At 67.5% G+C, this 16442-nt stretch carries 14 protein-coding genes; 5 read left to right on the plus strand and 9 right to left on the minus strand.

Translation table 11 applies throughout. From position 1 onward, the window contains the following. Positions 1-7: 7 nt before the first annotated feature. The 3 genes from ACNQPB_RS15380 to ACNQPB_RS15390 form a co-directional block, all read right to left on the minus strand. The gene (locus ACNQPB_RS15380; protein WP_498753143.1) at positions 8-1207 is read right to left on the minus strand and encodes a Gfo/Idh/MocA family protein; all 1200 of its coding nucleotides are present in this window, start codon (positions 1205-1207) and stop codon (positions 8-10) included. Between the two features lie 161 nt (positions 1208-1368). Continuing rightward, complete coding sequence (locus ACNQPB_RS15385) at positions 1369-2370, minus strand: sugar phosphate isomerase/epimerase family protein (RefSeq protein WP_498753145.1); 1002 nt, start codon at positions 2368-2370, stop codon at positions 1369-1371. Between the two features lie 10 nt (positions 2371-2380). After that, complete coding sequence (locus tag ACNQPB_RS15390; protein ID WP_498753147.1) at positions 2381-3568, minus strand: Gfo/Idh/MocA family protein; 1188 nt, start codon at positions 3566-3568, stop codon at positions 2381-2383. Positions 3569-3671: 103 nt separating this feature from the next. On the opposite strand from ACNQPB_RS15390, the gene ACNQPB_RS15395 reads away from it, so the two are divergent. From ACNQPB_RS15395 to ACNQPB_RS15405, 3 genes are all read left to right on the plus strand, one after another. After that, positions 3672-5054 (plus strand): MFS transporter, encoded by a 1383-nt coding sequence (locus ACNQPB_RS15395; protein ID WP_498753149.1) that lies wholly within the window; start codon positions 3672-3674, stop codon positions 5052-5054. After that, complete coding sequence (locus ACNQPB_RS15400; RefSeq protein WP_498753151.1) at positions 5051-6076, plus strand: LacI family DNA-binding transcriptional regulator; 1026 nt, start codon at positions 5051-5053, stop codon at positions 6074-6076. The genes ACNQPB_RS15395 and ACNQPB_RS15400 overlap by 4 nt, the downstream gene beginning before the upstream one ends. Positions 6077-6172: 96 nt before the next feature. Continuing rightward, positions 6173-8083 (plus strand): alpha-amylase family glycosyl hydrolase, encoded by a 1911-nt coding sequence (locus ACNQPB_RS15405; protein WP_498753153.1) that lies wholly within the window; start codon positions 6173-6175, stop codon positions 8081-8083. 123 nt (positions 8084-8206) lie between these two features. Here ACNQPB_RS15405 and ACNQPB_RS15410 read toward each other — a convergent pair whose 3' ends face one another. The 3 genes from ACNQPB_RS15410 to ACNQPB_RS15420 form a co-directional block, all read right to left on the minus strand. Continuing rightward, complete coding sequence (locus tag ACNQPB_RS15410; protein WP_498753155.1) at positions 8207-9121, minus strand: ATP-binding cassette domain-containing protein; 915 nt, start codon at positions 9119-9121, stop codon at positions 8207-8209. Between the two features lie 12 nt (positions 9122-9133). Continuing rightward, on the minus strand, positions 9134-10186 hold the full coding sequence (locus ACNQPB_RS15415) for an ABC transporter permease (protein WP_498753157.1): 1053 nt from the start codon (positions 10184-10186) through the stop codon (positions 9134-9136). 66 nt (positions 10187-10252) lie between these two features. Continuing rightward, complete coding sequence (locus ACNQPB_RS15420; protein WP_498753159.1) at positions 10253-11251, minus strand: substrate-binding domain-containing protein; 999 nt, start codon at positions 11249-11251, stop codon at positions 10253-10255. A 284-nt stretch (positions 11252-11535) separates the two neighbouring features. On the opposite strand from ACNQPB_RS15420, the gene ACNQPB_RS15425 reads away from it, so the two are divergent. Together ACNQPB_RS15425 and iolB are read left to right on the plus strand one after the other, a co-directional pair. Beyond that, complete coding sequence (locus ACNQPB_RS15425) at positions 11536-12276, plus strand: GntR family transcriptional regulator (protein ID WP_498753160.1); 741 nt, start codon at positions 11536-11538, stop codon at positions 12274-12276. A 39-nt stretch (positions 12277-12315) separates the two neighbouring features. Continuing rightward, positions 12316-13221, plus strand: coding sequence for a 5-deoxy-glucuronate isomerase (gene iolB, locus ACNQPB_RS15430; RefSeq protein ID WP_498753162.1), 906 nt, complete (start codon positions 12316-12318; stop codon positions 13219-13221). Between the two features lie 45 nt (positions 13222-13266). On the opposite strand, the gene ACNQPB_RS15435 is transcribed toward iolB, so the two are convergent. The 3 genes from ACNQPB_RS15435 to ACNQPB_RS15445 form a co-directional block, all read right to left on the minus strand. Further along, positions 13267-14343, minus strand: a complete 1077-nt coding sequence (locus ACNQPB_RS15435) for a putative endonuclease domain-containing protein (RefSeq protein WP_498753164.1) — start codon at positions 14341-14343, stop codon at positions 13267-13269. Between the two features lie 157 nt (positions 14344-14500). Continuing rightward, entirely contained in the window at positions 14501-15379 is an 879-nt protein-coding gene (locus ACNQPB_RS15440; RefSeq protein WP_498753166.1) for a sugar phosphate isomerase/epimerase family protein, read from the minus strand. After that, a complete protein-coding gene (locus ACNQPB_RS15445; RefSeq protein WP_498753167.1) occupies positions 15376-16407 on the minus strand; it encodes a Gfo/Idh/MocA family protein in 1032 nt (343 codons plus the stop codon). The genes ACNQPB_RS15440 and ACNQPB_RS15445 overlap by 4 nt, the downstream gene beginning before the upstream one ends. Positions 16408-16442: the final 35 nt, after the last annotated feature.

Raw genomic sequence — 16442 nt, forward strand, 5'->3', positions numbered from 1 at the left:
GCTGGCTTCAGGCTGTCGCGGCCGTGGTGCCGTCCAGCAGCGGGATCGCCTTCCACTGTCCGTCCGCCGCGGAGGCTTCGGCGGCGGAAACGATCGCGGCCGCCGAGGCGGCGTCGTGGATGTTGGAGTTCAGCTGCTCCCCGCCGGTGACGGCCACGAGGAACTTCTTCGCCTCGATCACCTTCAGGTCGTCGAAGCCCATGGCGCAGCCGGGTCCGGGTTGGAAACGGGAGTAGTCGCCATGCCGGGGGCTGCCGATCACCGTGGTGTAGCCCTGTTCGTCGTTGTTCCGGCCCAGCACCACCTGGAGTTCATTCATCCGTTCGAAGTCCCACTTCAGCGAGCCCTCGGTGCCGTAGACCTCCAGGCGGTACCCGCAGTCACGGCCCACCGCCACGCGCGAGGATTCAATGGTCCCGACCGCCCCCGCACCGCCGAATCGGACCAGGGCCGCGGCGTAGTCCTCGTTTTCCACCGGCCCCATTTCACCGTTTTCGATCACCGCGAAGTGGTTGCCCTGGCCCATCGCCAGCTTGGGGCGTTCCTTGTGGACCGTGCTGGTCAGGGCCGTGATGTCAGAAATCGGGCCGACCACGTACTGGCATAGGTCCGCGGCGTGGCTGAACAGGTCACCGAGTACACCGCTGCCGGCGAGCTTCCGGTCGAAGCGCCAGGACAGGGCCCCGTTGGGTTCGGCCGAGTAGCCGGCCATGAATTCGGCCCGGACGTTGGTGATGCGGCCCAGCTTGCCTTTCGCCACCAGCTCGCGGGCGTGCTCGACGGCGGGGGCGTGCCGGTAGTTGAAACCGATCGTGCTCAGCACCCCGGCCTCGATCGCGGCGTTCCGCACCGCGGTGGTCTCCTCGATGCCACGGCCCACGGGCTTCTCGATCCAGAAGTGCTTGCCGGCTTTCGCGGCGGCGATGCCGATCTCTGCATGCAGGAAGTTCGGGGCGCAGATGGAGACGACGTCGACGTCCGGGTGGGCGAGCACCTCACGATAGTCCGTGGTGCCCTCCGCGAAGCCGAGGACCTCTTTGGCGTACTCGATGCGGCTGGGCTCGGTGTCGGCGGCGATGACCAGGCGGGGCCGGATCCCCAGCTCCGGATACACGAGCGGCAGCTGCGTGTACGCCTTGGCGTGCAGCTTTCCCATCCAGCCGACGCTGATGAGGCCGACACCGACACTACGGATTTCAGTGGACATGGGCTTGCCTTTCAGCTGTCGGAGGAGGGTGCGGCCACGGCTTTGTGACGGGCCCCACGCAGGACGCTTGTCGATCATATGAACGACAGTTTGTCCTGTCAATAGTTCTTAATTGGCGACGGCGGCGCCCAAGCCGGGTGCCGCCGTCGCCCTTTCGACGCTTAGTCGTCGATCATCGCCGCCGCGTCCTTCAGGACCTTGGCGGCAACCTCAAGGCCTTCGATGCGGCCGAGGGAGACGTCTTCGTGCTCGATGTTGACCAGCATGTCCGGATCCACTTCGCGCAGGGCGCGCAGGAACTCCGCCCAGTAGGCGGTGCCATGGCCGCGGCCCAGGGCCACGAAGTCCCAGGCGGAATCCTTCGGCCATTCATTGGCCCATTCATCGCCGCCGAGGTTGGTGCGGGGCTCCTCCGGAGAGAGCCGGCGGAAGCTGTTGTCCAGTACGCCGTAGAGGCGGGCGTGCTCGGTGTTGACGCGTACATCCTTGGCTGCGGCGTGGAACACCAGCGGGCCGAGTTCGCGGACCACGGCCACCGGATCCATCTGCTGCCAGAACAGGTGCGAGGCGTCCAGCTCGACGCCCACGTTCGTGGCGCCGGTCAGTTCCACGAGCTTGCGGACATCGGCAGTGTTGAACACCAGGTTCTGCGGGTGCAGTTCCAGGGCCACCTTCACGTCATGGTCCCGGGCCAGGAGGTCCATCTCCTTCCAGAACGGCACGGCGACGCTCCACTGGTAGTCCAGGACGTCCAGGGCAGCGGAATTCCAGGCGTTGACCACCCAGTTGGTCACCGTCGCCCCGGGCTCACCGCCGGGCAGGCCGGACATGGTGACCACGCGGTGCTGGCCCAGGCGTTCGGCGAGCCTGATGGAGCGGCGGATGTCTTCCGCGTGCTTCTGCCCGATCTCCGGCTTGGGGTGCAGCGGGTTGCCGTTGCAGTTCAGGCCCGCAATGTCGACGCCGGTTCCCTCGAAAAGGCCCAGGAAGTCATCCCGCGCCGCGTCGGAGACCAGGATGTCGTCCATGGTGGGCACGTGGACGGCCGGCAGGAAGCCGCCCGTGTTGAGCTCGATCCCGGTGAGGCCAAGGTCCGCGATGACCTTCAGGGCCTCCGGCAGGGGGCGGTCGTGCAGGATTGCGTTGTAGACGCCGAGTTTCATGGTTGCCTTCCTAGAGTTGCACGCGGGAGCCGCTGGCGGCGGCGGAGCGGGCCACGGCGTCCAGGATGTTCATGCTGCGCAGGCCGTCTTCGAAGGTGGCGCAGCGGGGCAGGGATTCCTCCGCGGACAGGCCGGCCACTTCCTCGAGGAAGGCCCGGGACTGGTAGGCGAAGGAGTCGTTGTGGTTATAGCCGACGCCGGGGGCATCCATCGCCATGCCGTTGGCAACATACGGCAGCCCGGGGCCGATGAGGACCTGGCGGTAGCCGTTCGCAGAGTACGGGCCCCCGTTCAGGTACAGCCCGAACTCGGCGGGGCGGTCCTGGTCGAAGCGGGCGGCGCCGTTCTCACAGAAGACCTCGAACGTCAGCGAGTTGGGGTGGCCGGCGGCGATCCGGGAGACCTCCAGACTGCCCTTGCAGTGCTCGAACTCGGCCGAGTAGGCCGCATAGTCGTCATTCTCCACGGGTTCGAAGACGTCGCTGACGGCCGCGTGGTCGTGGCCCATGACGGCACCCAGTGGCACCGGGCGCTTTTCGATGGCGGTGTGGAACTGCCCGCCGGAGACTGCCAGGGTCTTGCCGCAGAGGAACTCGGAAATGTAGGTGGTGTGGCTGCCCAGGTCCGCCAGTGCGCCGGAGCCCGGTGCACCCTTGTAGCGCCAGCTCATGGGGGCGTGCGGGTCGCAGGAGTAGTCGGTCCAGTAGCGGGAGGAGAAGTGCAGCGGCCGGCCCAGGGTACCGTTGTCGATCAGCTTGCGGATGGCGGCGATGGCGGGGGAACGCAGGTAGGTGTAGCCGATGCGGGCCAGCACGCCGCGCTCCTCGGCGGCGCGGGCGGCGGTGAGCATCGCCTCGGCGTCGGCGATGGAATCGGACAGCGGCTTCTCGCACAGCACGTGCTTGCCGGCCGCAAGCACGCCCTCCACCACCTCGCGGTGCAGGGAGTTGGCGATCACCACGGAGACGACGTCGATGTCGTCGGCTTCGGCGATGGCCTGCCACGAGGAGTCATGGCGTTCATAGCCGAAGCGGCGCGCGGCGGCCTGGCCGAATTCGGCGTTGACGTCCCCGATGGAGACCAGCTTGACCTCCGGCAGCGTGGGGGCGAAGAGGCTGCTGGCGACGCGGTAGCCCGCGGCGTGGGATTTGCCGGCCATGCCGGCACCGATGACGGCGACACCCAGTGGCTTAGTCATGGGTCCTCCTTGGAATTGAGGTGTGGGTTGGGTAACATTTGGAGCGCTCCAAACGAGAGTAAGGCTGAGTAATTTGTCCTGTCAATACACCAACAGAACTGCGTTGGCACTCCTGGTCGCGGCGACCTTCTTCCTGGAGTTCCTCGATGGCACGGCCCTGGCCACCGCACTGCCCGCCATCGCAAGGGACTCCCAGGTGAGCGCCGCGTACGCGAACGTGGCCATGACGGCCTATCTCCTGGCCGTAGCCATGGGGATCCCGGCCAGCTCCTGGCTTGCAGGCCGCTTCGGCTTCCGGCGGATCTTCTGTCTGGCCATCGCGGTCTTCACCGTCGCCTCCCTGCTCTGCGCCCTGAGCCCGTCCTTGTGGGCCCTGACGGCTTTCCGCGCCCTGCAGGGCCTCGGCGGAGCCATGATGGTGCCCGTCGGGTCGCTCCTGGTGCTGCGGGACACCCCCAAGGACCAGCTCCTGCGGATGACGGCGTTCCTGGTGTGGCCCGGCCTCATGGCCCCGGTGCTGGCACCGCTGGTGGGCGGGCTGCTCACCGAGTACCTGTCCTGGCACTGGATCTTCCTGGTGAACCTTCCCTTGGGACTCGCTGCCTTCATCGCCGCGCTGCGCCTGGTCCCCCGCACCACTGCGGACCGGTCGGCGCGCCTCGACTGGCCGGGCGTCGCGCTCACCACCCTGGGCGTCGGGGCCCTGGTGACCGGGCTGGAACTGCTCGGCTCCGGCGCCCCGGCCGCCGCCGCCGTCGTACTCCTGCTGCTGAGCACGGCACTCCTGGCGGCCGCGGCCCAATGGATGGGCCGCCGCGGACCAGGCGCCCTCTTCGACCTCGGCGTCTTCCGGGTCCGCACCTTCCGTGCCACACAGACCGGCGGCCTGGCGTACCGGGTGGCCGTCTCGGCGATCCCGTTCCTGCTTCCGCTGCTGTTCCAGGACGGGTTCGGCTGGGACCCGGTCCACGCCGGCGTGCTGGTGACCGCTGTGTTCATCGGGAACATCGCCATCAAACCGGCCACCACTCCGCTGATCCGCCGCTACGGGTTCAAGCCCCTCCTGATACTGGCCGGCACCGGTTCGGCGCTCAGCTTCGCGGCATGCGCCGCCCTCGGCCCCGGAACACCGGACGCCGTCATCGTGGCGCTCCTGGTTCTTTCCGGGGCGCTGCGCTCCCTCGGGTTCTCGGCGTACATGAACGTCCAGTACGCCGACGTGTCCGCCGGGCAGCTGGCCAGCGCGAACGCCGTCGCGAACACCCTGGTGCAGCTGGCGCACGCACTGGGTGTCGCCGTCGGGGCCCTGTTCATCCGGGCAGGCGCCGCGCTGCTGCCGGCCGCCCACGGTTCGGCGGATCCGTACCGGGCCGCCCTGCTGGCGGTGGCCGCACTCATGGTGCTCAGCGTGCTGGATTGCCTCTTCCTGCCCCGGCACGCGGGCACGTCGGTGAGCGGGCGCGCTGCGGGTACGGTGAAGGCATGAGCGCCCGCCCCACTATTTACGATGTTGCCCAGCACGCGGGCGTCTCCAAGTCCCTGGTCTCGCTGGTGCTGCGGGACGCCCCGCACGTGGCGGAGGCCAAGCGCGAGGCCGTCAAGAAGGCGATCCGGGAACTTGGCTACCGGCCCAGCCGCGCCGCGAGCGCCCTGGCCAGCCAGAGCACGCGTTCCATGGGGTTGCTCATCGACGACTTCCGCAACCCGTGGTTCGTGGAGCTGCTGGCCGGGGTCCGTTCGGTCCTGGACCCGGTTGGGTTCACGGTGAGCGTGGCGGACCTGCGGCTTGAGGAGGCCAGCGGCCGGGATCCCGTGGACGGCTTCCTGGCTCAACATGTGGACGCGCTGCTGGTCGCCGCCGAAGCACCCTTGGACATGGTGAAGGACGTCCGCGTCCCGCTGGTCGTCGCAGGCACGCGCAGCCTCACCCCGCTGCTCGGGGACGGCGGCGCGGCCGACGTGGTGGCCGGGGATGACGACGCGGGCGGGCAGCTTGCCGCCCGTCACCTGCTGGAGCAGGGGCACCGGCGCATCGCCCACCTGAGCGGGCAGGGCGCCCCGGCGGAGCACCGCCGGCGGGGCTATGTCCGCGCGATGGTGGCGGCCGGGGCCGAGCCCCTGGTGTTCGGCGTCGACGGCGGCACGGACGAGGCCAGCGGCTTCCGCGCGATGCGGCAGGCCCTGGAAGCCGGCGAACAGGCCGCAGGCGGGCCGCCCACGGCGGTGTTCGCCGCCAACGACGTCATGGCCCTGGGTGCGATGGCTGCCCTCCGGGACGCTGGCCTGCGGGTGCCGGAAGATGTCTCCGTGCTCGGCTACGACGACTCTCCCCTGGCCGCCTACGGCTACATCCGGCTGAGCACCGTGGACGGCCACAGCCGGAGGCTCGGGGCCGAGGCGGCACGGATGGCGCTGGACCGGATGGCTGCCCCGGAGGCGCCGCCACGCCGGCTCCTGTTGGAACCGGCCCTGGTGGAGCGGTCCTCGGTGCGGGAAACGAATGCGTAAGCGCTTTCACGCTTTGCCCTGATCCCGTTACAGTGTGTGATGCAGCGCATATTTCCCGCTGCGGCTGCTGCCACGCACGGTGTACAAGGAGGTCCGATGGGCGTAACGACCAGCGACGGGATGGGGACCTTCAAGCAGGTCCTCTCGGCTCTGGAAGCAGAACCGGGGCTCCGCCGCAGGGGACCGGACTGGAAGTCATTCCTCGACCGTGTGGACCGGTACGTGCCGGTGCTGGAAGAACTGTTCGCCTCGCTCTACGGCTCCCGCCCGGACTGGACCGACCACCTGGCCGCCCTCGTGGTGGAGTGCGCCAAGTCCTGGCAGGACCGTCCCGCGGACCTGAAGGAACTCGACGCCCGGCGTGAGGTCGAGCCGCAATGGTTCCAATCCGGGAGCATGCTCGGCGGGGTCTGCTACGTGGACCGCTACGCGGAAAACCTCGAAGGGCTGCGCGGACGCATCCCCTATTTCCGGGAGCTCGGGCTGGGCTACCTGCACCTCATGCCGCTCTTCCTCGCCCCGGAACCGAACTCGGACGGCGGCTACGCCGTGTCCAGCTACCGGGACGTCAACCCGAAGCTCGGCACCATGGCCGGGCTGCGGGAGGTGGCCGCGGAGCTGCGGGCCAACGGCATCAGCCTGGTGGTGGACTTCATCTTCAACCACACCTCGGACGAGCACGAATGGGCGCGGCGCGCTGCCGCTGGCGAACAGGAGTTCTCCGACTACTACTGGATCTTCCCGGACCGCACGATGCCGGACGCCTACGAGCAGACGGTGCGCGAAATCTTCCCCGACGACCACCCGGGCAGCTTCGTGCAGCAGCCGGACGGCCGGTGGGTCTGGTGCAGCTTCCACACCTTCCAGTGGGACCTCAACTACTCCAACCCGGCCGTGTTCCGTGCGATGGCAGGCGAGATGCTGTTCCTAGCGAACCAGGGCGTGGAGATCCTGCGCATGGACGCGGTCGCGTTCATCTGGAAGCAGCTCGGCACCGCCTGCGAGAGCCTGCCCCAGGCCCACGAGCTGCTGCGGGGATTCAACGCGGTGTGTCGCCTGGCAGCGCCGGCGCTGCTGTTCAAGTCCGAGGCGATCGTCCACCCGGACGAGGTGGTGCAGTACATCGACCCCGCCGAATGCCAGATCTCCTACAACCCGCTGGAGATGGCGCTCGGCTGGGAAGCCCTCGCCACCCGGGACGCCTCGCTGCTTTCCCAGGCCCTGGAACGGCGGCACAACCTCCCGGAGGGGACGGCCTGGGTCAATTACGTGCGCAGCCACGACGACATCGGCTGGACCTTCGCCGACGAGGACGCAGCGGAGCTCGGGATCAACGGCTACGACCACCGCCGCTTCCTCAACTCCTTCTACGTCAACCGCTTCCCGGGCAGCTTCGCGCGCGGGGTCGCCTTCCAGGACAACCCGCGCACCGGGGACTGCCGTATTTCGGGCACGACGGCGTCCCTGTGCGGCCTCGAGGACGGCTCGCCGGAGGCGGTGCGCCGGGTGCTCCTGCTGCACTCGATCGCGATCAGCACCGGCGGCATCCCGCTGATCTACCTCGGCGACGAAGTAGGGCAACTCAACGATTACGGCTACGCCCAGGAACCGGGCCACGAGGCCGACAGCCGCTGGGTCCACCGCCCGCACTATCCCGCCGAACGCTACGCGCACCGCGACGATCCATCGACGCCGGAGGGCGCCATCTTCGCGGGCCTCAAGCGGATGCTCGCGGTCCGTTCCGGGACGCCCGAGCTCGCAGGGAACCCGCTCACCGGGTTCACTGCCAACAACCGGCATGTCCTGGGCTACCAGCGGCCGGGGAACGGCCGCGCGGTCCTGGTCCTGGCGAACTTCGCGGACACAGCCCAGCATGTCTCGGCCGGGACCCTCTCGGGTTTCGAGCCCGGCGCCACCGAACTCCTGGGCGGCAGCGAAATGTCCCTGGCGGACGGCGTGACGCTGGGAGCCCAGGAATTCGTGTGGCTGGCCGTGCGGGCGGTCTGAGCTACTTCCCCTGCTGTTGTTCGCACTGCCGCACGGGCACGACGACGGCGCGGCGGGCCGGGTGGCTCGTCGCGCCGTCGTCAGTGCTGGCCGTCGTCGGTGCTGGCCGTCGTCGGTGCTGGCCTAGGCGCTGGGGGCGTCCGCCTGCACGGCAGCGGCCTCCGCGCGGACTTCCCTGAGCTGTTCCGGGTGGCCGCCGATTTGTTCGAGCTCGTGGGCGAGTTCGGCCAGCTCGGCGCCGCCGGCCATCTGGGCGGTGAGTTCCTCGAGGGTGATGTCCTTCTTGTCGTAGTAGCCGATCGACTTGCCGCGTTTGAGGAGGAGGAAGCGGTCGCCCACGGGGAAGGCGTGGTGCGGGTTGTGGGTAATGAAGATGACACCCAGGCCGCGGTCGCGGGCCTGCAGGATGTACCGCAGCACCACACCGGACTGCTTCACGCCCAGGGCCGCCGTCGGCTCATCCAGGATGAGGACCTTGGCGCCGAAATACACGGCGCGGGCGATCGCCACGCACTGCCGTTCACCGCCGGAGAGCTGGCCGATGGGCTGTTCCACATCGCGCAGGTCGATGCCCATGTCCGCCAGTTCCTTCTTGGTGATCTCCTTCATGCGCTGCACGTCAAGGCGCTTGAAGGGACCGACGCCGGTGGTGAGCTCGGAGCCGAGGAAGAAGTTGCGCCAGATCGGCATGAGGGAGACCACGGCCAAGTCCTGGTAGACCGCGGCGATGCCCGAATCCAGGGCCTCGCGCGGGCTGGAGAGCTTCCGCTCCTCGCCCATGATGGTGAACGTGCCGTGGGTGTGCTGGTGGCGGCCGGCGATGATCTTGATCAGGGTGGACTTGCCGGCACCGTTGTCGCCCAGCACGCAGGTGACGCGGCCGTTGTCCACGGCCATGGTCACATCCGTCAGGGCGATGATGTTGCCATAGTGCTTGGCCACCTTGTCCAGTTTGAGCAGGTGCACGGGACGGTCGGTCAACGGATCCGTCTCGTCGGCCAGCAGGGTCTGGTTGGAGATGTGTTTGTTGTCAGGCATGGTCGGGCCCCTTTACTTGCTCGCGTCCGCGCGGCGTTTGACGATCAGGTTCACGATGGTGGCCAGAAGCAGCATCAGGCCGAGGAAGAACTTGAACCAGTCCGGGTTCCACTGGGCGTAGACAATGCCCTTGTTGGCCATGCCGAAGATGAAGGCGCCGATCGCCCCGCCCACCGCGGAGCCGTAGCCGCCGGTCAGCAGGCAGCCGCCGATCACGGCCGCGATGATGTAGAGGAACTCGTTGCCCACGCCCTCACCGGACTGGACGGCGTCGAAGGCGAAGAGGTTGTGCATGCCCAGCAGCCAGCCGCAGAAACCAACGGCCATGAACAGGCCGATCTTGGTCTTGGTGACCGGCACACCGACGGCGAGCGCGGCGTTGTCGTCGCCGCCGACCGCGAAGATCCAGTTGCCCACCTTGGTCCGCAGCAGGATCCAGGAGGCGATCGCCACGAGGATGATCCAGTAGAACACGGTGATTTTCACTTCCACTCCGCCGATCGAGACGGAGGAGGCGAAGATGGCGCGGGCCGATTCGAAGCCGTCCAGTTTCGCGATCGACGGCGAGGAGACGCTTCCGCCGACCGCGCGGGTCAGGGCCAGGTTCAGGCCGGTGAGCATCAGGAACGATGCCAGGGTCACGATGAAGGATGGCAGTTTGGTTTTGATCAGGATCCAGCCGTTGATGAAGCCGATGGCCAGCGAAACCACCAGGGCCACGCCCACGCCCACCCAGGCATTCATCGAGAAATACCAGGAAAACAGGGCCGCGGTCAGGGCAGAGGAGATCACCGCGACGCCGGTGGAAAGGTCGAACTCGCCGCCGATCATCAGCAGCGAGACACCCACGGCCATGATGCCGATCGTCGAAGATCCGTACAGGACCGTGGCCAGCGCGTTGGGCTGGGTGAAGGTGGGGGCCACCGAGGCGAAGAAGATGAACAGCGCGATCGCGCCCACGAGGGCGCCGACCTCGGGCCGGGCCAGCAGCTTCTGGAAGGGATTTCGCTTCGCAACACGCTCATCCGCCAAGGGAGCATGCGGAGCAGTGACAGTTGATGACATGGGAATACTCCTGGGTTGCGGGGTGCCGCCCGGCCGGAACCGTACGGCACCCCCGGGAACGTCCGTTTAGCGGACGCCTTCCTTGGCGTACTTGAGGGTCTCTGCGCCGTTCTCCTTGTCGATGATGGCCGGGCCGGTCAGGACCGCCTGTCCGCCACCGATCTTGAAGCCGCCACGCTTGTTCTGCCACAGGGAGTCCACCGACATGTAGCCCTGCAGGTACGGTTGCTGGTCCACTGTGAAGAGGACATTGCCGTCCACGATCTGCTGCGCCAGCTCGGCGTTGAGGTCGAAGCTGGCCGCCTTGGCGGAGCTACCGGCGTCCTTGATGGACTTCAGCAGGGTCAGGGTGATGGGGGCGCCCAGGCCGATGATGGCGTCGGCGTCCTTGGTGGCCTGGAGCTTCGCGGTGGCGGTGGACTGCACGCTGGTCATGTCCTGGCCGTTGACGTACAGGACCTCCGTGGCGGGCACCTTCTCCTTGACGCCGGCACAGCGTGCTTCGAGGCCCACGTGGCCCTGCTGCTGGATGACGCAGATGGGGTGCTTGTATCCCTCGGCGGCGAGCTTGGTGCCCACGGCCTCGCCGGCGAGCTTCTCGTTCGAGCCGAAGTGGGTGAAGGCGCCGAGCTTGGCGGAGGCGTCCTCGCCGCCGTTGAAGCTCACCACCGGAATGCCGGCGTCGACGGCCTTCTTGACGACGTCCTTCAGCGCGTCCGGGGTGGCCAGGGTGACGGCGATGCCGTCCACCTTCTGGTCGATGGCCTGCTGGACCAGCTGGGCCTGGCGGCCGGCTTCCTGGTCGTTGGTGTAAAGCAGGTCGACGTTGTCCTTCTTGGCAGCTTCCTCGGCGCCCTTACGGACGATGTCCCAGAACGTGTCGCCGGGGGCCGCGTGCGTGATCATCGCAATCTTCAGTCGTGGCGTGCTTACGGCCGCTTGGCCGCCACCGTTGCCGTTGCTGCTGTCGGCAGGCTTGCCTCCCTGCGCGGAACAAGCCGCAACGGCCAGCAGGGGCGCCATGAGCGCGACGGCGGCGACACGGCGCCAGGTGTATTTCTTCATCCGAATCTCCTTCGATCCTTTCCCACGGAACGGCGTGGGGGGCTGCAACCGATCATGGGTGATCGGCATCACAATAGTCAATAGTTTGTCTTGACATATTTACGTCACGATAAATAATGGGTCCTAGGAACCGTCGTATGTCAGCTACTGCTGACATACGCTCCAGGGCTTCCGGGTGGTGCGTGTCGCTGCCGTGGCGCGGATTCCGGGCCTACACTTCAGGCAAGGCATTTGTCCATGCAACCAGACATGCCACATCCACCCGACGCAAGGGAGAAGTAGAGATGGCACAACTCCTGAATATCCCGATCGACCGCTCCTCACCCGTGCCGCTGTACCACCAGGTGGTCCAGGGCATCGAGGGCATGATCCGCTCCGGCACCCTGGAACCTGGTTCCCGGCTGGAAAACGAAATCGAGCTCGCCAACCGGCTCAACCTGTCCCGCCCCACCATGCGCAAAGCGATGGACGAACTGGTGCGGTCCGGGCTGCTGGTCCGCAAGCGCGGCGTCGGCACCCAGGTGGTGGCAAGCCAGGTGCGGCGCCCCTTGGAGCTCTCCAGCCTGAACGACGACCTCGTGCGTACCGGCCAGAAGCCCAGCACCCGCGTGCTGTCCTTCAGCCACGGCCCCGGGCTGGAAGAACAGCGCACCACGCTGCAGCTGCCGGCCGGCGTCGGCATCTACCACTTCACCCGGCTGCGAAGCGTCGGCAACAAGCCGCTGGCGCTCATGGAGAACTGGGTGCGCGACGACGTCGCCCAGCTCAGTGAGGAAACCCTCCAGGAGCGCGGCATGTACGACCTCCTGCGCACCGCCGGGGTCAACTTCCGGCTCGCGCAACAAAGGATCGGCGCCGCCGTCGCGGACGAATACCAGGCCGAGATGCTTGGCTGCGAGCCGGGCGCGGCGCTGGTGACCATGGAGCGCACCGCCGTCGATGACACGGGCCGGAACATCGAAACCGGGCACCACGTGTACCGGGCCGATTCCTACAGCTTTGAAATGACGCTCGTCCAGCGCTGAGGCGCGGGGCCGGCACCCCGAACGAAAGGACGCTCCCCCATGGCCGAATGGGTCTACCCCTACGGAAAAGCAGCCGACGGCGACTGGCAGGTCTCGCTCGGCGCGCACGACAGCAGCACGCAGGTGGACGGCTGGGCCCACACCGGCCTCAAGGTGGCCACACTCGCCCCCGGGGCTGCGGTGCGGCTCGATGCCGCCGCCGAAGAGCGGATTGTCGTGCCCCTGGAGGGATCCTTCACGGTGACCGTCGACGGCCAGGACCATGAACTGCGCGGCCGCACGAGCGTCTTCCATGGCACCACTGACGTGCTGTACACCGGCATCGGCAAGGCCGCCACGGTGAGCAGCGCTGCCGGGGGCCGTGTCGCCGTCGCGCTGGCACCGGCAAAGGCCGAATACCCCACCCGCCTGGTCCGCGCCGAAGAAACCCCGCTTGAACTGCGCGGCGCCGGCAACTGCTCCCGACAGGTCCACAACTTCGGCACCCCCGCCGCCCTGGAAGCGGACCGCTTCATCGTCTGCGAAGTCATCACCCCGGCCGGCAACTGGTCCTCTTATCCGCCGCACAAGCACGACGAGGAAAAAGACGGCGAGACCGCGCTCGAGGAGATCTACTACTTCGAGACCCGGCTCGCTGAAGGTTCCCCCGTCCCGGCGGACAGACTAGCCGGAACCGATCCGCTCGGCTACGTGCGGGTCTCCGCTTCGGACGAGCGCCCCATCGACATCTGCGGCGAGGTCCGCACCGGCGACGTCGTCCTGGTCCCCTACGGCTGGCACGGCCCGGCCATGGCCGCCCCCGGTTACGACATGTACTACCTCAACGTCATGGCCGGCCCCGGACGCGTGCGCGAATGGCTCATCAGCGACGACGAGCACCACGGCTGGGTGCGCACCACCTGGGAAGGGGTCGACGTCGACCCCCGCCTGCCGTTCACGGCGTAAGGTCCTTTCCATTCGCTTCTACCAGCCCAAACGTGGGTTGCCTGCCTAAATTTGGGCGGGCAACCCACGCTTGGGCCGGTAAGAATTCGCCGGAGCGCGGGGGACCCCGGCACGCAGGAGTTTGGCGGCGAGCCGCTCGGGCCGGGTCAGCTCATCCCATTCCCACCGGATCACGCCGTAGCCCAGCGCACGGATGCGGTCCTCACGGGCTTTCTCCTCGGCTACTACCTCCTCAATGGATTTCCCGCTGAGCTCCCGCGCCCGGGTGTACTTGATGCGGCCATCGAACTCGCCGACCAGCTTCCGCTCCGGCCAATGGAAATCCGTCCGGGCCACCTCTCCGTACGGCCCTACGACACGGAACTGCAGGTCCGGAACCTCGAAACCAAGCTGTGCGATCACTGCCCGGCTGAAGGACTCGCCCACGGATTCGGAGCGATGGTCCGCGAAGGCCACGGCCGCGGTCATGCGTTCCCTTTGAGCGGCTTTCGTGAGCAGGACGCAAAGGCCTGAAAGGTGTTCCTGGCTTCGGATGTATGGTGCCGCGGACTGCTGCGAAAGCACCTGGTCAAGCACCGCCACCGCGTTATGGAAAGGCAAGCGGTGAATGGTGTCGGTGAGTAATCCGTCGAAGTCCTGGACCCGCAAGCGCAGCCCGAGCTTCTCCGACACGACTGCCCAATTTCCTGTGTGCGTGCCTAGGCGTTTGGCGTCACGGAACCCTGTGGGAAGCATTGAAAGGTCCGGGGCTACGCGCTTTCTGAGTTCCTCCGCGGAATCCCGGTCGCCATAGAGGCCCGGTGCAGCCGTGCGGCCTACCTGGTCTTGATGACGGGTCAGGTATTCCACCGTCTGCGGAAGTCCGGCGAGCTTCAATCCCCACAGGAGCAGACCTGTCTCCCGGCAAAAAACGGGAGATTCGCCGCGGACGGCAAGTGACGCCGTCGTCAGCGCATAACGCTCCCAACCATTGACGGACAGCCATTGCTCCGCCGGAACGTAGACCCCTTGCCGGATCCGGACAAGCTTCCCGCGCTTGTAGCCGTGGTGCAGCTCCCAGGCTGTCGCGCCCGCACGGCTGCCGGTCGGTGAGCTGCGGAAGGTGGCTTCGGGGAATTCCATACCCCCACTGAAACGGGCCGGAGCGCTGCGGGCACCACGTAATGGCGCCTATGTGGAAAAGCCGGACGAAACGTGGGTAGCCCGCTCAATTTTGAGCGGGCTACCCACGTTCAGTCCGGTGAAAGGCGCCGGGTCACGGCGCCCGGCACTCCCTGGCTCAGCCCTTGCCGAACTTCGCCACGTACTTTTCGATCGTTTCCAGCTGGTACCGGGCAACGTCGTGTGCGTTTTCGTCTTCGGCGAAGACGGAGGAGCACATGACTGTGTCCGGCGAGTCCAGGAAGCCCACCTCGGCCAGGCCGCCGAAGAACTCGTCCCAGTTGACCTCGCCGTCGCCGATCTTCAGGTGCTGGTGTACGCGCACCGCGTTGCCGGGCGGGTTGGTGATGTACCGGAGGCCGTGCGAGGCGTGGTGGTTCAGGGTGTCCGAGACGTGGACAACGCGCAGGCGGTCCCCCGCGGCGCGCATGATGTCCAGCGGCTCGTCCTTCATGTGGAAGGTGTGCGAGGCCACGTAGACCATGCCCACGTTCGGGGAGTTCAGGCCCCGGATCACGCGCCAGGCAGCCAGGCCCTCCTCCACGAAGTCGTCCGGGTGCGGGTCGATCGCCACGTGGACGCCTTCACGTTCGAAGACCGGCAGCAGCTCCTCCATGGACTTGTAGAAGGCGGCCTCGGACTCCTCGGGCAGCTCGGGGCGGCCGGAGAACTCGGTGTTCATCTGGGTGCAGCCGAGGTCCACGGAGATCTGGATGGCGCGCTTCCAGTAGCGCACAGCGGCCTGGCGCAGGGTCTCGTCCGGGCCGGACCAGCGGAGCACGGGCAGCACCGACGCCACTTCGACGCCGGCAGCCTCGCAGTTCTTCCGGAACTGCGCAACGAGCGCGTCGTCTGCCTTGGGGTGGCGGAAGAACGGGATCATGTCCGCGTGCGGGGTCATCTGGAGGTAGCGGTACCCCAGGTCCGCGGCGAGCGCCGGGAACTCCAGGAGGGAGTGGCTGTGGTGGAACGGGGTGGGGTCGAGGGCGATCTTCACTGCTTCTCCCCCTCGGCCCGGTAGAGCTCCGGCCTCTCGTTCAGCACGACGGCGACCTTCTCGCCGCTCTTCTGCGCCTCGACGCCGGCCTCGCAGCAGGCGGCGGTGGCGTAGCCGTCCCAGGCGGAGGGACCGCCCAGCCCACCGCGGGCGGCAGCGTCCACCCAGGCCTGGACTTCGGCGTCGTACGCGGCACCGAAACGCTCGATGAAGCTCGGGGTGACCTGGCCGCCCCAGGCGCCGCTGCGGCGCACGTACGGGCCGCCGTCGCGCCCGATGTTCACGATCGCCTCTTCGAAGGCGGCTTCGGTGGCCACCTCGTAGCCGAACTTGGCGTTGACGAAGATCTCGACGTCGGCCAGGACACCGGACTCGGTTTCGATCAGCACGTGCTGGGGGTCGTGCTGGCCGGTGGGAGCCTTGCTGGACGCCTTGCCCAGGCGGACCTGGACCGAGGTGATTTCCTCGCCGGTCAGGAAGCGGATCACGTCGAACTCGTGGACCACGGAGTCGTTGATGAGCATCTCGTTGGTGAATCCGGCAGGCGTTGAGGCATTGCGGTGGCGGCAGTGCAGCATGAGCAGTTCGCCCAGCTCGCCGCCGCGGATCAGGCCGCCCAGTTCGGCGTATTCGGCGTCGTAGCGGCGCATGAAGCCCACCTGGATGCGCTTGCGGCCGGCCTCCACTTCGGCTTGGACGATCTTCCAGGCCGATTCGGCGTCCGGGGTGAGCGGCTTCTCGCAGAGGATCGGGATGTCCAGCGGCAGCGCCTCGAGCAGGGCCTGCTCGTGCAGGAAGCCGGGGGTGGCGATCACGACGGCGTTGACGTCGCCGGAGGCGTAGGCCTCCGCGGCCGTCGCGAAGGCCTTGGCGCCGGGAATCCCGGCGATGGCGGCGTTGGCACGGTCCAGGTCGATGTCGACGACGGCGGCCACCTCGGCGCCGTGGATACGCGTGTGCAGGCGCTTGATGTGGTCCGCGCCCATCATGCCGGCGCCAATGACGGCGACGCGCAGGTTTTCACTCATGGTGACTTTTGCCTTTCAGCTCAGTGGTTGCTTGT

This window comes from Curtobacterium sp. LFS079, from assembly GCF_047977865.1.
Taxonomy (GTDB): Bacteria; Actinomycetota; Actinomycetes; order Actinomycetales; family Micrococcaceae; genus Arthrobacter.